Below are 14,577 nucleotides of genomic sequence, written 5' to 3'. Positions count from 1 at the left end.
GGTGGGCTGCTCCCTCGATCCCCTGGCCGAGGCGCTGCTGTCGGCGGCGCACCAGGCGGCCGACGTGGTCTTCCTGACCGAGCACGCCAGCACCCGCGAACTGGTCGCCTGGGGCGACGACTCCCCGGTGGACGTCGAGGAGCTGGCGGAGTCGGTACGGGCGCTGCAGCGCGAGGGCCACGGGGTGCTGGCCGTGTCGTCCGGTCAGGACCTGGCGCTGGACGCGGCCGATGTCGGGGTGAGCGTCCTGCGCGGGGACGGGCCCGCGGACTGGCGCGCCGACCTGGTGTGCGGGCCGGGCCTCGCCGACGCGTGGCGGCTGCTCACGGCGGTCCGCCCCGCGCGGCGCGCCAGCGACCGGGCCGCGGAGCTGTCGCTGAGCGCGTCGGCGCTGGGCGCGCTGCTGATCGCGGGCCGCCGTCCCGGGCGCCGCGCCGGACGCGGGCCGCTCGGCCGCGCGGTCACGTCCTGGCAGGACGTGCCGCCGGTGCACGCGGCGGCCCTGGCGGCGATGCTGACCAACGCGGTCAGCGCCCGGCGGCTGGACCACCGTCCGCTGCCGGCGCCCGTCGTCCGCGACGCCTGGCACGCGTTCACCGCCGAGGAGGCCGTCCGGCGGCTGTCGCGAACCCTCGCCGAGGAGGCGGAACCGGACGGCGCGGACTCGCGGGTCGCCGCCGTGCGGGCACGGCTGGCGACGGTCCCGCTGCTCGGCAGGACGGTGCTCTGGCCCGCGGGGGCGGGCCTGCGCCTGACCGCCGCCGTCCGGCAGGAACTCGACGACCCGCTGACGCCCGTCCTCGCGCTCGGCGCGGCGGCCTCCGCGGTCGTCGGCTCCAGCGTGGACGCGCTGCTGGTCACCGGCGTCATGGCGGGCAACGCCCTCATCGGCGGCGCGCAGCGGATGCGCGCGGAGAAGGCGCTCGGCGAGCTGCTGCTCGGGCAGCAGGTCCACGCGCGGAGGCTGCGGCCCGGCGCCGACGTGTCCCCGCGCCCCGGCGCCCCGGGCGCGGAGGCGTTCGCGCACCTGCGGTCGGCCGCCGCCGAGCAGGTCATGGCCGGACGCCTGCGGGTCGGCGACGTGATCGTCCTGCGGTCCGAGGACGTCGTCCCGGCGGACGCGCGGCTGCTGTGGGCCGAGTCGCTGGAGGTGGACGAGGCCACGCTCACCGGCGAGTCGGTGCCCGTCGACAAGAACGTCGAGCCGTCGCCGGGCGGGGACCCGGCCGACCGGCACTGCATGGTCCACGAGGGGACCACGGTCGTCGCGGGCGGCGCGGTCGCCCTGGTGGTCGCGACCGCCGAGGCCACCGAGTCGGGCCGGGCCGCCGCCCTCGCCGGGGCGGCGGACGCGTCGTCCAGCATGCAGAAGCGCCTGGCGGAGCTCACCCACCAGGCCCTCCCCGCCACGGTGCTCGGCGGCGCGGCCGTCACCGGGCTGGGCGTGCTGCGCGGCCTGCCGCTGCGCCGGGCGCTCGGCTCCGGCGTCGCCGTCGCCGTGGCCGCGGTCCCCGAGGGGCTGCCGCTGGTCGCGACCGTCTCGCAGCTCGCGGCGGCGCGGCGGCTGTCGCGCCTCGGCGTGCTGGTCCGCACCACCCGCGCGCTCGAAGCGCTCGGACGGGTCGACACCCTCTGCTTCGACAAGACCGGCACGCTCACCGAGGGCAGGCTCCGCCTCGTCCGCGCCGCCGGGCCCGCCCGCTCGCTCCCGCTCACCGGGGACGGCGGGCGGCACATCCTCCGCGTCGCCGCCCGCGCCTGCCCGCCCCCGCCCGGCCGGCAGGTCGCGCACGCCACCGACCGGGCCGTGCTCGACCGCGCGGGCGACCTGCCGCCGGACGCCCGCTGGTCGCTGGACGAGGAACTCCCCTTCGAGCCCACCCGGGGGTTCTCCGCCTCGCTCGGGCACGACGGCGACCGGACGGTCCTCGCGGTCAAGGGCGCGCCGGAGGTGCTGCTCGCCCGCTGCGCCCGGATCCACGCGCCCCGCCGTCCCGCCGGCCGCGACGAGCCCATGACCGCTGCCCGGCGCCGCGCCGCGGCCGCGACCTTCCGCCGCCTGGCCGGGCAGGGGCTGCGCGTCCTCGCCATCGCCGAGCGCCCCGTCCCCGACGCCGCGAAGGTCCGCGGGGAGATCGCCGACCACGTCGAGGACCTCACGCTGCTCGGCTTCGTCGGCATCGCCGACACCCCGCGCCCCACCGCCGAGGAGGCCGTGCAGCGGCTGGGCGAGGCGGGGGTCCGCACCACCATGGTCACCGGCGACCATCCGGCGACCGCCGCGGCCGTCGCCGCCGAGCTCGGGATCCCCGCCGCCGACCGGGTCGTCACCGGGCCGGAGCTCGACGCGATGTCCGCCGCCGAACGGCTCGCGGCCGTCCAGGAGGCCGCGGTCTTCGCCCGCGTCTCCCCGGCGCAGAAGGTGCGCATCGTGAAGGACCTGCGCCGGGCGGGCCGGGTGGTCGCGATGACCGGCGACGGCGCCAACGACGCCGCCGCCATCCGCCGCGCCGACGTCGGCATCGCGGTCGCCGGGCGCGGCTCCGGCGCCGCCCGCAGCGCCGCCGACCTCGTCCTCACCGCGCCCGACACCGCGCTCATCCTGGACGCGCTGCGCGAGGGCCGCGCCCTGTGGCACAGCGTCCGCGACGCCGCCGCGATCCTCGTCGGCGGCAACGCGGGCGAGGTGTCGTTCACCGTCCTCGGGACGGCCCTCAGCGGGAACGCCCCGCTGAGCACCCGGCAGCTGCTCGTGGTCAACATGCTGACCGACATGCTCCCGGCGCTGGCCGTCGCCATCACCCCCGCGGGCGACGCCGAGGCGCCGCTCGGCGGGGCGCCGGTCCGCGGCTTCACCGGCGAGGACATGCGCCGCGCGCTGGCCGTCCGCGGCACCGCCACCGCGGCCGCCGCCCTGCTGTCCTGGCAGGCGGGCCGGGTGACCGGGCTCCTCCCCGATGGCGGACGGCGCGCGTCCACGATGGGCCTGGCCGCGCTGGTCGGCGCCCAGCTCGGCCAGACGCTCATCGCCCGCTGGCGCAGCCCCCTCGTCCTCGCGACCTGCGCGGTGTCCGCCGGGGCGCTGTTCGCGGTGGTCGAGACGCCCGGCATCAGCCAGTTCTTCGGCTGCACCCCGCTCGGCCCCGGCGCCTGGACGATCGTCACCGGCGCGGCGGCGGCGGCGACCCTGGGTGCCGCCGTGGCCCCGCGCTTCCTCCCGTCCGCCGGAACGCGCTGAGCGAATCGCATTTTCGATTTCCCCCGCGGGCCCCCGTTGAAAGGTGAAAAACCGGCGCTTCCCAGGCGCCGAAAGGCCGAGTAGCTTGTAGTCCGATACCGAGCGCTCCCCTCGGTTGCGCTGCCCCAACGACCCCCCGCTCTACCGTTGACAGAGGCGCGCCAGCAAGGCTCCCCGGTGTTCGTGAACTGTGAAACCGCTCGTCACCAAGGGGCAGCAGCCGAGGTCACATATTGGTTCGGGGGTGACTTAGGAGAGAAGATGCCCCGTAAAACGCGCACGCTGGCTCCCGCCGCGGCCTTCGCCGTCGCGGCCGTGCTCGCAGTCCCCGCCTCCCCGGCGACCGGCGCGGCGGTCACCCCGCCGGCCCGGACGGCCGCCGACCCCGCCTTCGACTTCACCAAGCCCACCATCGCGGCGACCGGCCTGACGGTCCCCTGGGGCCTGGCCTTCCTGCCCGACGGCAGCGCGCTCATCTCGGAACGCAACAGCGCCCGCATCCTGCAGATGAAGCCCGGCTCGGCGCCGACCGAAGTGGCCAAGCTCTCGGGCGTCACGCCCACCGGCGAAGGCGGCCTCCTGGGCATCGCGGTGTCACCGACCTACGCGCAGGACGGATACGTCTACGCCTATTACACCTCGGCGTCCGACAACAGGATCGTCCGCTTCAAACTCGCGGCGTCACCGCAGCAGGAAGTGATCTTCTCCGGCATTCCCAAGAACTCCTACCACGACGGCGGCCGAATTCATTTCGGCCCCGATGGGATGCTCTACGTCGGCACCGGCGACGCAGGCCGGACGGCCAATTCCCAGGACCGCAACAGCCCCGCCGGAAAGATCCTGCGGATGAAGCCGGACGGCACCGCGCCCCCGGACAACCCCACCTCCGGCTCGGTCGTCTACACCCTCGGGCACCGCAACGTGCAGGGGCTGGCCTGGGGCCCCGGCGGCGTCATGTACAACGTCGAGCTCGGCAACAACCGCTGGGACGAGGTCAACCACATCGAGGCCGGCGACAACTACGGCTGGCCGAATGTCGAGGGCACGGGCGGCGAGCCGACGTACCACGACCCCCTCGCCGTGTGGGCCACGCGTGAGGCGTCGCCCAGCGGTGGCGCCGTCGCGGGCGACACGCTGTACGCCGCCGCGCTCGGCGGCCGCCGGCTCTGGACCGTCCCGCTGGACGGCAAGGGCGGGGCGTCCGGCCAGCCCACGGCGGTGCTCCAGGGCACCTACGGACGGCTCCGCACCGTCGCCGTGGGCCCGGACGGCTGGCTCTGGGTGATGACGAGCAACCGCGACGGCCGCGGCCAGCCCGCCCAGACCGACGACCGAATCATCCGCTTCCCGAAGGTCGCCCGCTGACCGACCGCGCAGCGCGCCCGTCCTGAGATCGCCCGCCGTCCACCGGACGGCGGGCGATCTCGTCGCCCCCACCGCTTACGATGAGAGCCCCGTGCCGCAGGCTGAGAGGCAGGAAAGGCTTCGTGGACGAAGAGCGCACACCCCCGGCCCCCGCGATCGACACCACGGTGTCGCACTCCGCCAGGATCTGGGACTACTGGCTGGGCGGCAAGGAGAACTACGAGGTCGACCGCCGGCTGGGCGACCAGATCGAGGCGGTGCTGCCCGACATCGTCCAGCAGGCCAGGGCGGACCGCCAGTTCCTCGGCCGGGTCGTGCGCTACCTGGCCGGCGAGGCCGGCATCAGGCAGTTCCTGGACATCGGGACGGGCCTGCCCACGGTCGACAACACCCACCAGGTCGCCCAGCGGGTGGCGCCCCAGTCCAAGATCGTCTACGTCGACAACGACCCGCTGGTGCTGGTGCACGCCCGGGCGCTCCTGACCAGCACCCCCGAGGGCGCGACCGACTACCTGGACGCCGACATGCACGACCCCGACGCGATCCTGCGCGGCGCGGAGGCGACCCTCGACTTCTCCGAGCCCGTCGCGATCACCATGCTCGGTGTCGTGTGGCACGTCATCGACGACGCCGAGGCGCGCGACATCATCGGGCGGCTGAAGGCCCCGCTGGCCCCCGGCAGCCATCTGGCCATCGCGCACCCGACCATCGAGATCACCGGCGAGAAGATGGCCGAGGCGATCCGCCAGTGGAACGAGTTCGGCAAACCGCCCGGCACCCACCGGACCCCGCGGCAGATCGAAGCCCTCTTCGCGGGCCTGGACCTGGTCGAGCCCGGCGTCGTCTCCTGCACGCGCTGGCGGCCGGATGACACCCGGTTCGGCGAGCCCCCCGAGACGGACCAGTTCGGCGGGGTGGCCCGCAAACCCTGACCGCACCCGAGGCGACGGCGGCCCGCGGCCGCCGTCCGGGCCGGCCGCGATCAGCGCGGGGTGAGGCGGACGACCGGGTACCGCCGGTCGGACTTGCTCTGGTACTTCGCGATGCGGGGCTGGGCGGTGGCGATGCGCTGCCACGCCCGCTCGCGGTCGTCGCCTTCGAGCCGGTGCGGCGTCACCGGCACGGCCGGGCCCCTGGGCAGCTCGATCGACGCATCGCCGGAGTGCGCCATCAGGTTGGCGAACCAGTCCGGATGCCGGCTCCCGCCCCCCGACGCGACGATCAGCCTGGCGTCCTCATCGTCGTCGGGGAACCACGCCACCGGTGTCTCCCGCGGCTCCCCGCTGTGCTTGCCCACGGTGTGCAGGATGAGCACGTCCATGCCCATGAACTGGCCGCGGCCGCGTCTGACCTTGCGGTTCATGCGGGCGTTCATGCGGTGCTGCATCCAGCGTGAGAACGCGCCGGGCGTGCCGGGCTTGCGCTTGCCGTCCGGCTGCTTCTGTGTCATCGGACGCCTCCTGTCGGTCACCTCACCGTCCATGGCGCTCACGCTAGACGCGGCCCGGTCATGGCCGCTTCTCGATTCCTGATCGGTCTCTTGACCTCCGGCGGACGGCCCGGCGGACGGCTCGGCAGGCACCCCGGCGGACGGCGCCGGGGAACGTCAGCCGCCGATCAGGTGGTAGCGGAGGAAGGAGGCCGTGGTGTCGAGGACCCACGGCTGCTGGAACCGGACGTCCTCGTGCCCCGCGCCGCCGACGACGAGCAACTGCGCGTCGCGTCCGGCGGCGACCAGGGCCTGATGCATGCGGAGGCTCTGGTCCAGCGCGATCTGCTGATCGCGGTCCCCGTGGACGATCAGCGTCGGGGGCGCCTGGTCGAGACGCTGGTAGAGCGGGCTGGCGGCGCGTGCCCAGTCCCGATCGAGCGTCTTGACGGTGGTCCGCAGGTAGCGGGCGTCGGGCGGATCCGGCAGCACCTCGCGCTCCAGCTCCGTCCGCGACAGGCGGGCCACCAGGTCGGTGGGCCCGAAGAAGTCGACGACGGCGTCGATGCGGTCGCCGGGCGCGCCGCCCCTCGGATCGAGCGCCGCCATCAGCGACAGGTGCCCGCCGGCCGAGGCCCCCCACGCGCCGATCCTCGCGATGGCCAGCCCGTGCCGGGCGCCGTGGGCGCGCAGCCAGCGGACGGCGGCGCGGACGTCGTCGATGGAGGCCGGGAAGGCACCGGCCTCACCGAGGCGGTAGTCGATGCTCGCGATCGCCACGCCCCGTTCGGCGAGCCCGGCCGCGAACGAGGTGGCGCCGCTGCAGCGGTCGCCGAAAAGCCATGCTCCGCCGTGCACCCATAGGGAGACGGGGTGCGGTCCCGAGCCTTCCGGGATGTACAGGTCGAGCAGCAGACGCTCACCATCGGCGACGGCGTACTCGACGTCCACGACCATGCGCTCGTGGGGAGAGGTCCTCATGGCGCAATGATAACCGTTCCCACCCTTCTGGCCAGCCCGTTCGTCCCCGGGGTCGACAAGCGGGCGTCAGGGCCTCACATTGATCATGAGTGAGATGTGAGGAGTGTCCATGGAATCACCGATCACCCGTCGATCCGCGCTCGTCCTGACCGGCGCGGCCGCCGGAACCCTGGCCGCGGGCCGCCCCCGAGGTCAGGCCGACCTGGTGCTCCACTCCGGAGTCGTCTGGACGGGCGACGGCACCGCCCAGGCGGTCGCCGTGAAGGGGAAGCGGATCGTGGCCGTCGGCTCCGACCGGCACGTCCTGGAGTGCGCGGGAGACCGCACGCGCCGCGTCGATCTGAAGGGGGCCTTCGTCGGCCCCGGATTCCGGGACCAGCACACCCACCTCATCCAGCGGGCGCTGACGGGCCTGGGTCCGGAGGCGTACCGGCCGGTGTGGAAGCCGTACGACGAGGACGAGGCGTTCGAGGCGCGCAGACGCACCGGGCAGCGGCACGTGGACATCCACGCGCGCGGCGAGACGCCCGTCGACCAGTGCACCCACAGCCCGGTGACCGAGAAGATGAAGAACGACCTGCTGGTCATGCAGGAGGAGGTGGCCAAGCAGGGAATCAGCACCGTCGTGGAGGCGGGCCTGCGCGACCTGGGCGCTCTGGACGCGCTCTTCCAGCTCGCAGACGAAGGCAAGCTGAAAGTCCGCTTCCTGGTGCGCGTGGCTTGGGGCTGTATGGAAGAGGCCGCCCGGATGGGCCTGCGTACCGGCTCCGGCAACGACTGGGTGAAGGTCCTGGGGGTGAAGCTCTACTCGGACGGATGGCTCGGCCCCCGGACGTCGGCGCTTCGCCAGCCCTACAACGACGACCCGTACGGCTTCCCCCGCAAGGGCATCCTGTTCCTGGGCCAGGAGCGCGCCGACCGCGACGTCGCCCGCGCCCGGGAGCTGGGCTTCAACATCACCACCCACGCCATCGGCGACCGCGGGGTGAAGGTGACGCTGAACGCCTACGAGCACAACGACGTCTCGCCGCGGGACCGCTGGGCGGTGGAGCACGTCCAGGTGGCGGAGGACGACCTGCTGGAGCGGATGATCCGGCGCGGGGTGATCGCGAGCATCCAGCTGAGCTTCGCGACGTCCGACCAGCGGTTCGCCGAGGACGCGCTCGGACGGCACCGGCTGCGGTACGCCTACCGGTGGCGGGACATGGTCCGGGCGAAGGTGCCGATGGTGGGCGGCAGCGACTTCGACATCGAGGCGCTCGACCCCATGTGGGGGCTGCAGCGCGTGGTGACCCGGACCGAGTTCGACGGCACGCCGCCCGGGGGATGGCTGCCTGACCAGCGGCTCGACGTCCCCACGGCACTGCGCCTGGTCACCTCCCGGGCGGCGTTCGCCTCGTTCGAGGAGCGGGAGCGCGGCACGGTGGAGCCCGGCAACTACGCCGACCTCGTCGTCATCAAGGAGAACCCGCTGACGATGCCCCCGGAGCGCCTCGCGGGCGCGACCCGCCTGATGACCGTCACCAACGGCACGATCACCTCGGAGGGCCCCGTCCGGTACCCGCCCGTGGCGTGACCTCGCGCCCTGTACCGAGGGCGGTCACGCGGGTCTGGCACTACGATCTCGATGCGGTGCCGAGGGCTGGACGGAGCGTGACATGACCGATGGTTCGCCGCTGCAGGCCCACGATCCGTCCGCGGTGGGCGAGTACCGGCTGGTGGCGCGGCTCGGCGAGGGCGGGCAGGGCGTGGTCTACCTCGCGGAGGACCCCGCGGCCCGGCGCGTGGCCGTCAAATGCCTGAAGGTGCGGCTCGACGGCGACGCCAAGGCGCGAGAGCGGTTCGCCGCCGAGGTCGCGGCGGCCAAGCGCGTCGCCGAGTTCTGCACGGCCCGGGTCCTGGACGCCGACCTGGACGGCTCCGTCCCCTACCTCGTGAGCGAGTTCGTCGACGGGGTCTCCCTCCTGCAGGCGGTGCGGCGGGACGGCGTCCGCACCGGCGCCGATCTGGAACGGCTGGCGATCGGTACCGCGACCGCGCTGGTGGCCATCCACCAGGCGAAGGTCGTCCACCGCGACTTCAAGCCGGGCAACGTGCTGCTGTCGGCGCAGGGCCCGCGGGTCGTGGACTTCGGGATCTCCCGCGTCCTGGAGAGTACGGGCGAGGACTCCAGCCAGGTGGTCGGCACGCCCGCCTACATGGCGCCCGAGTTATTCGCCGGCGGCCGGGCCGGGCCCGCCGTCGACGTCTTCGCGTGGGGCTGCACCGTCGTGTTCGCCGCCACCGGCCGGTCCCCGTTCGCGGCCGCCACGATCGAGGCGGTCATGCGGCGCATCTCCGACGACGAGCCGGACCTCGGTGACCTGCGCGGGAGATTGCGCGACCTCGTCGCCCGCTGCCTGGACAAGGACCCCGCGCGCCGTCCGGACGGCGAAGAGATCCTGCTCGGCCTGCTGCGACGCGAGCCGCACGGTGGGCTGAGCCTCCAGGCGGCCGCCGCGGCCGCCAGTCCCACCGCCGGGGCGGCCCCATCGCCCTCGCCGCGCCGGGTGCGCCGCGCCGCCGTCACCGCGGCCACGGCCATCGGCGCGGCAGGTGCGGCGGCCCTCGTCACCGCCACCCTGCTGCCGTCCACCCAGGCCGAACCCGACGACTCGGCGCACGCTGGACGGCGGCCCCCGGCATCCGGCCCGACGACGATGCCTTCAAAGCGCCCGGCGAGCCCAGGCGCGCCCGTCACGACCCAGGCCCCGCCCGGCGGTCCGAACCCAGGCGCCTCCCACGCCCCGGCCGGAGGAACGGCCGCCCCATCGAGGTCCGGCAAGGGCCGGGCCCCGGTCACCACCTTCAAATGGGCGTCCACGGAGCTCACCCCGCAGCTGAAAAGGACCGCCTGCCTGTACCGCATCAGATATGGCAACTACGACAACACCGCATTCGCCCAGGTCAGGACCTATGGCTCGGCCTGCGGAAAGGTGACCGTATCGGTCTACGGGCAGTCCGGTTCGCTCTCGGGGACGTGGAGTTCGGCCGCCGCCTCGGTGCGGAGCGGCCAGGACGGATGCGGTACCTACACCGAGCGGCAGGCCACCTCCTCCGCGAACCACATCGCGACCGGTATGGCCGTCACCTTCGACAGCATCGGCGGTACGGCCCGCTACCTGTACCGCACTGGAGAAGCGATCAGCCCGAACAGAACCTGCTGACGCCCTCCACCTGGTAACTCCCTGCGCTGGCACCACCGTCCGAAGGAAGCCGGGGCGCGCTCTTGCCAGACTATGTCCGACATCGGACAATCGACATATTACGTAGACGCTGACCGGGCCGCCTTCTTACCCTGCCTGGGAGGAAACCTTTTGGTTACCTACGGGTCTCTACGTTGCGTCCGGAGAGACGGAGGGAGCGGAAATGCACTCGAAGGCGAGCACCGCTCCCGCACCCGCCTCGACGACAACGGCCCGCCTTCGGCCCGGCTCGCCGATCCGTTGCCGTACCCGACCCGCGGCGGCTCCCCGCCGACCGAATCGTCCTGCTGGACAAAGGCCAGCGACAGGAAACTCACGGAGAAGGTGGTCATGTACCGCACAGTTCGGCGACACGTCATCGTTGTCGCGACCCTCGCAGCACCGCTGCTCCTCGGCTCCGCCGTCCAGGCGACGGCCGCCCCCGCCGATGGGCGGGCCCGGATCTCCACGGCGTTCGAAATCCCCGGCGACCGGGTCTACCCCGAAGGGATCACCGCCGACCCACACACCGGCGACCTCTACGTCGGGTCGTTCGAGGGCGGCGCGATTTTCAGGGCCAAGCCCGGACAGCGGGTCGCAGAGGAGTTCCTGCCCGCGCGCGGGGACGGGCGCACGCAGGCTCTCGGCCTGGAGGTCGACCAGGCCAGGCGCCTGTGGGTGATGGACCGCCTCACCGGTCTCGCGGTGTACGACATTCCCAGCCGCCGCCTGCTGGCCCGCTTCGTCGTCCCCAACCAGCTGCCGCGTCTGGTCAACGACGTGGCCATCACACCGGACGGCACCGCCTACATCACCGAGAGCCGGCAGGCCGTGGTCTACCGCGTCACGCCCGAGCAGCTCGCGGAGGCCGGTGAGCAAGGCGGCGAGGTGCCGCTGACGCCCGCCTTCGACCTGTCCAAGGTCGTGGAGCCGCACGAGCCCAACACGATCACCCTCAACGGGATCGTCGCCGGGCCGTCGGGACGCTACCTGCTGACCGTGGACATGACCGGCGGCGACCTGTACCGCATCGCCCTGCCCTCGGGCAAGGTCGACAAGGTGGCCCTGAGCGGAGGGGACCTCCTCACGGGCGACGGCATGGAACTGCAGAACGGCACGCTGTGGGCGGTGCACCCCATCACGAACGCCAACGCGGTCAGCCGCTGGCGTATCGGCTCGGACGGCCGGACCGCCCGATTGACCCGGCGGCTCACCGACCCGGCGCTGGGAACCCCGACGACCCTGCTGCGAAAGGACGGCAAGCTGTACGTGGTCCGTTCCCAGTTCGACAAGGGCGGCCCCACGGGTCCCGGCACTCCGCAACTCCCCTTCTCCGTCGCCCTCGTGCGCGGCTTCTGAGCCGGTCAACGGAGACTACGGGCCCTGACCATGGGCTACCGGCGGGGCACAAGCCCCGCCGGCGGTCAGGGCCCGTCCCCCCGTTCCAGCAAGATCAAGACCCGCGGAGCACTCGGCGGGCGCTGCCGCGCGGTCAGTTCGATGGAGACGGCCCGTGGCCCGGCCGTGAGCTGCCAGCATGGGCGGATGGCGACCGGGGGACCGCGATGGCGCGCTCTGGCGGGCGCCTCGGCTTTGGGGGCACTGGTGGCGGGCCAATCGCGTAGTGACTGGACGGACGGGTCCCATCCGGACAGGGAGAACAGAACGGGGACCGGCTCACCTGGCCGGTGTGAGCGGAGGAGCTCTCGCAGGAGCAGCACCGCCAGCGTGATCTTCCCCATGCCCGCCTCACCGAGGACGGCTGGCCCGTCGTCCTCGCGGCGTTGAACGGGCGTCCGCGCACTCCGCTCACCCGCGCCCTCACCACTCCGCTGACGCTGTGGCTGCTGCGCAGGGTCTACATCGACACCGGCACCGACCCGTCCGGCCTGGCCGACCGTGACCACTACCCCGTGCCGGACGCCGTCACCGAGCACCTTCTGGGCCATCTCGTCGAGGCGGTCAGCGGCGTGGATCCACGGCGTCGTTCCTGGAAGCCCGCCGAGACCCAACGGCGACTCGGTTTCCTTGCCGCTCACATGCAGGCGCTGGGCACCCGCGACCTGGCGTGGTGGGACCTGCATCGGGCGTTGCCCTCAGCCGGAACGAGGGTCGCCAGCCTGCTCCCGCTGCTGCTGGTGTCCGTTCTCACGGGCCTGGTGCCCGGAGTACTCACCGGCGTCCACGACAGGGACCCGCGCGACGGGCTCGCCGTGGGCCTGTTCTTCATGGCGGGCGTGGGATTTCTCGGGGTCATCGGGCTCGTCGGCGGATTGGCGGCCAGACGTCCGCTCAGACTCGCACGCGGTCCCGCCTACGCGAATCTGAGGCTTCGGGGACGCGTTCGCCTGCTCCTGCGCACCCTCGCGACCGGGATCGGGACGGGTGCCGCCGCCGGCGCCGCGGTGGGCTCGGCTCTCTTCGCGATGGTCGATCTTGCTGCGGCGGTCCTGCTGGCGATCGCCTCGGCGGGGACCGGGCTCACGGTGGGACTGCGCCGCTGGGCGGAGACGCCCATGACCGATGACGACCGGCCCAAGACCCCCTCGGCCACGCTGCGAGAGGACCTGCGCCTGAACTACCTCACCGTTGCGGGAGGCGCCCTGCTGGTGGCGCTGCTCGTAGCGGTGTTCTTCAGCGGGCTGCTTTTCGGGACCGTCGACCGGGAGGGATTGGAGATCGCCCTCATCCTCGGCCCGGCGATCGGTGTCATGATCGGGCTCGGACTCGGCACCGGACTCCAGAGCGCGGGAGCGACCTACCTCACGGCACTGCTGCTGCTGCGGGCCCGTCGGCGCCTCCCTCTTCGCCTGATGCGTTTTCTCCGAGAGGCGCACCAGGCCGGCCTGCTCCGGCAGACGGGGCCGGTCTACCAGTTTCGCCACGCCAGCCTTCAGGAGCACCTCGCACGTCAGTAAAGCCATGACCGGGACCTGCGAAGACAATTGATCTTTCGCCGGCCAGCTGAATCGTGCGATCGGCGCCTGGCTCGTCCAGCCCTCCATGACGCCGCGGGACCGGCGCCCGGGGAGTGTTCACGCGTGCTCGGGGGCCGGTCTCGTGGTCGGCGCGGGCCGGTCCGGCTCTTCGATCACCGGCGGCTTCAGGAAGCCGGTCGCCCAGGCGACCGGGACGGTGAGGACGGCGATGACCAGGCCTGTGATCACGGCGGCGGACGCGGTGGAACCGCCGATCGCCATCCCGCCGGCGGCCGAGCCGAACGCGATGCCCACGTTGGCGGCGGACGCGGGCAGCGAGGACGCCAGCGCGCCGCCAGGACCCGCCAGGCTCACCACCCGGTACTGGAGCGAGGGCACCATGCCGAAGCTGAAGACGCCCCAGGCGAGCAGGACGAGCGCGACGAGGATCGCGACCGAGCCGACGAGGTAGAGCGCCAGCAGGGAGAGCGCCGCGCCGATGGTCGCGACGGTCAGGGTGCGCGCGGCGTTCGCGTCGGCGAACCTGCCGCCGCCGAACGAGCCCACCGCCGTGGCCACGCCGAACGCCAGGAGGAACACGCTGATCAGCGCGCCGGAGATCCCGGTGACGCGCTCCAGGAAAGGCACGATGTAGGTGAGCGCCGCGAACAGTCCCGCGAACACCAGGAAGTTCAGCGCGAGCAGGGCCAGCACCCGCGGGGCGAACGCGTACCTGGCCTGACCGCCCGCGCCGCCGGCTGCGCCGGGCACGGACGGGACGAGCGTCAGCGCGGCGATCAGGACGGCCGCGCTGAGCGCGACGACGGCGGCGAACGAGCCGCGCCAGCCGAGTTCCTGGCCGACCAGCGTGCCCAGGGGCACGCCCAGCGCGGCCGAGACCGCGACGCCGGAGACGACCACCGAGATCGCGCGGCCCATGCGTTCGGGCGGGACGACCGACATGCCCACGACGAACCCGGCCGCGATGAACAGGCCCTGCAGCGCGCCGGCGACGGTGCGCGCCGCGACGAACAGCCCGTAGTCGGCGGTCAGCACCGGCACCAGGTTGGCGAGCATGAACAGCAGAACCGTGCCGAGCAGGACGGCCCGCTTGTCCAGCCTGATGGTCAGCGCGGTCAGGATCGGACCGCCGATGGCGAGCCCGAGCGCGTTGGCGGTCACGAGCACGCCGGCCGCCGGGATGGACACCCCGAGGTCGGCGGCGATCAGGTTCAGCACGCCGACCACGAGGAGTTCGGCGCTGCCCAGCACGAACATTCCTAGGAACAGCGTCGCCAGCGCGAGGTTCGTCCTGCGCCGGCTCAGGGTCGCCTTCTGGGTGCTCATCGCACCTTCCTTGTCATGTCGATCAGTGAATGGGCCCCAAGCCGTGCCAGGCAGCCGCTTCCTGTGCAAGGAGGC

The 14,577-nt window shown here is 73.2% G+C and carries 10 protein-coding genes; 7 read left to right on the top strand and 3 right to left on the bottom strand.

The genetic code is table 11. From position 1 onward, the window contains the following. The 3 genes from ETD83_RS31125 to ETD83_RS31115 all read left to right on the top strand — a co-directional run. A partial coding sequence (locus ETD83_RS31125; protein ID WP_138648777.1) for a cation-translocating P-type ATPase occupies positions 1-3,238 on the top strand: 3,238 nt, incomplete at its 5' end. 261 nt (positions 3,239-3,499) lie between these two features. Further along, positions 3,500-4,603 (top strand): PQQ-dependent sugar dehydrogenase, encoded by a 1,104-nt coding sequence (locus tag ETD83_RS31120; RefSeq protein ID WP_138648776.1) that lies wholly within the window; start codon positions 3,500-3,502, stop codon positions 4,601-4,603. A 122-nt stretch (positions 4,604-4,725) separates the two neighbouring features. Then, the gene (locus tag ETD83_RS31115; RefSeq protein ID WP_230421311.1) at positions 4,726-5,535 is read left to right on the top strand and encodes an SAM-dependent methyltransferase; all 810 of its coding nucleotides are present in this window, start codon (positions 4,726-4,728) and stop codon (positions 5,533-5,535) included. 50 nt (positions 5,536-5,585) lie between these two features. Here ETD83_RS31115 and ETD83_RS31110 read toward each other — a convergent pair whose 3' ends face one another. Continuing rightward, positions 5,586-6,053: a nitroreductase family deazaflavin-dependent oxidoreductase gene (locus tag ETD83_RS31110; protein WP_138648774.1), complete on the bottom strand. Its 468-nt coding sequence runs from the start codon at positions 6,051-6,053 to the stop codon at positions 5,586-5,588. A gap of 156 nt (positions 6,054-6,209) precedes the next feature. Beyond that, positions 6,210-7,013: an alpha/beta hydrolase gene (locus tag ETD83_RS31105; RefSeq protein ID WP_138648773.1), complete on the bottom strand. Its 804-nt coding sequence runs from the start codon at positions 7,011-7,013 to the stop codon at positions 6,210-6,212. Positions 7,014-7,122: 109 nt separating this feature from the next. Between ETD83_RS31105 and ETD83_RS31100 the strand changes: the two genes are divergently transcribed. From ETD83_RS31100 to ETD83_RS31085, 4 genes are all read left to right on the top strand, one after another. After that, positions 7,123-8,589, top strand: a complete 1,467-nt coding sequence (locus ETD83_RS31100; RefSeq protein ID WP_138648772.1) for an amidohydrolase — start codon at positions 7,123-7,125, stop codon at positions 8,587-8,589. Between the two features lie 82 nt (positions 8,590-8,671). Beyond that, positions 8,672-10,219 carry a serine/threonine protein kinase gene (locus ETD83_RS31095; RefSeq protein WP_138648771.1) on the top strand — a complete coding sequence of 516 codons (1,548 nt, stop codon included), beginning with the start codon at positions 8,672-8,674 and terminating at the stop codon, positions 10,217-10,219. A 369-nt stretch (positions 10,220-10,588) separates the two neighbouring features. Next, positions 10,589-11,596, top strand: coding sequence for an SMP-30/gluconolactonase/LRE family protein (locus ETD83_RS31090; RefSeq protein WP_205717989.1), 1,008 nt, complete (start codon positions 10,589-10,591; stop codon positions 11,594-11,596). Positions 11,597-12,021: 425 nt separating this feature from the next. After that, a complete protein-coding gene (locus tag ETD83_RS31085; RefSeq protein WP_138648770.1) occupies positions 12,022-13,155 on the top strand; it encodes a hypothetical protein in 1,134 nt (377 codons plus the stop codon). Between the two features lie 117 nt (positions 13,156-13,272). On the opposite strand, the gene ETD83_RS31080 is transcribed toward ETD83_RS31085, so the two are convergent. Next, positions 13,273-14,502 (bottom strand): MFS transporter, encoded by a 1,230-nt coding sequence (locus tag ETD83_RS31080; RefSeq protein ID WP_138648769.1) that lies wholly within the window; start codon positions 14,500-14,502, stop codon positions 13,273-13,275. Between the last annotated feature and the right edge of the window lie 75 nt (positions 14,503-14,577).

It is taken from the genome of Actinomadura soli (assembly GCF_005889715.1).
GTDB lineage: Bacteria > Actinomycetota > Actinomycetes > Streptosporangiales > Streptosporangiaceae > Spirillospora > Spirillospora soli.
Note: the sequence above shows the minus strand (reverse complement) of the source record. Positions and strands in the feature narration are given on the sequence as shown.

Excerpts from the sequence above, each read along its gene's own strand:
- ETD83_RS31120 (WP_138648776.1), top strand. The coding sequence starts at position 3,500 with ATGCCCCGTAAAACGCGCACGCTGGCTCCCGCCGCGGCCTTCGCCGTC.
- ETD83_RS31110 (WP_138648774.1), bottom strand. The coding sequence starts at position 6,053 with ATGACACAGAAGCAGCCGGACGGCAAGCGCAAGCCCGGCACGCCCGGC.
- ETD83_RS31105 (WP_138648773.1), bottom strand. The coding sequence starts at position 7,013 with ATGAGGACCTCTCCCCACGAGCGCATGGTCGTGGACGTCGAGTACGCC.
- ETD83_RS31100 (WP_138648772.1), top strand. The coding sequence starts at position 7,123 with ATGGAATCACCGATCACCCGTCGATCCGCGCTCGTCCTGACCGGCGCG.
- ETD83_RS31095 (WP_138648771.1), top strand. The coding sequence starts at position 8,672 with ATGACCGATGGTTCGCCGCTGCAGGCCCACGATCCGTCCGCGGTGGGC.
- ETD83_RS31090 (WP_205717989.1), top strand. The coding sequence starts at position 10,589 with ATGTACCGCACAGTTCGGCGACACGTCATCGTTGTCGCGACCCTCGCA.
- ETD83_RS31080 (WP_138648769.1), bottom strand. The coding sequence starts at position 14,502 with ATGAGCACCCAGAAGGCGACCCTGAGCCGGCGCAGGACGAACCTCGCG.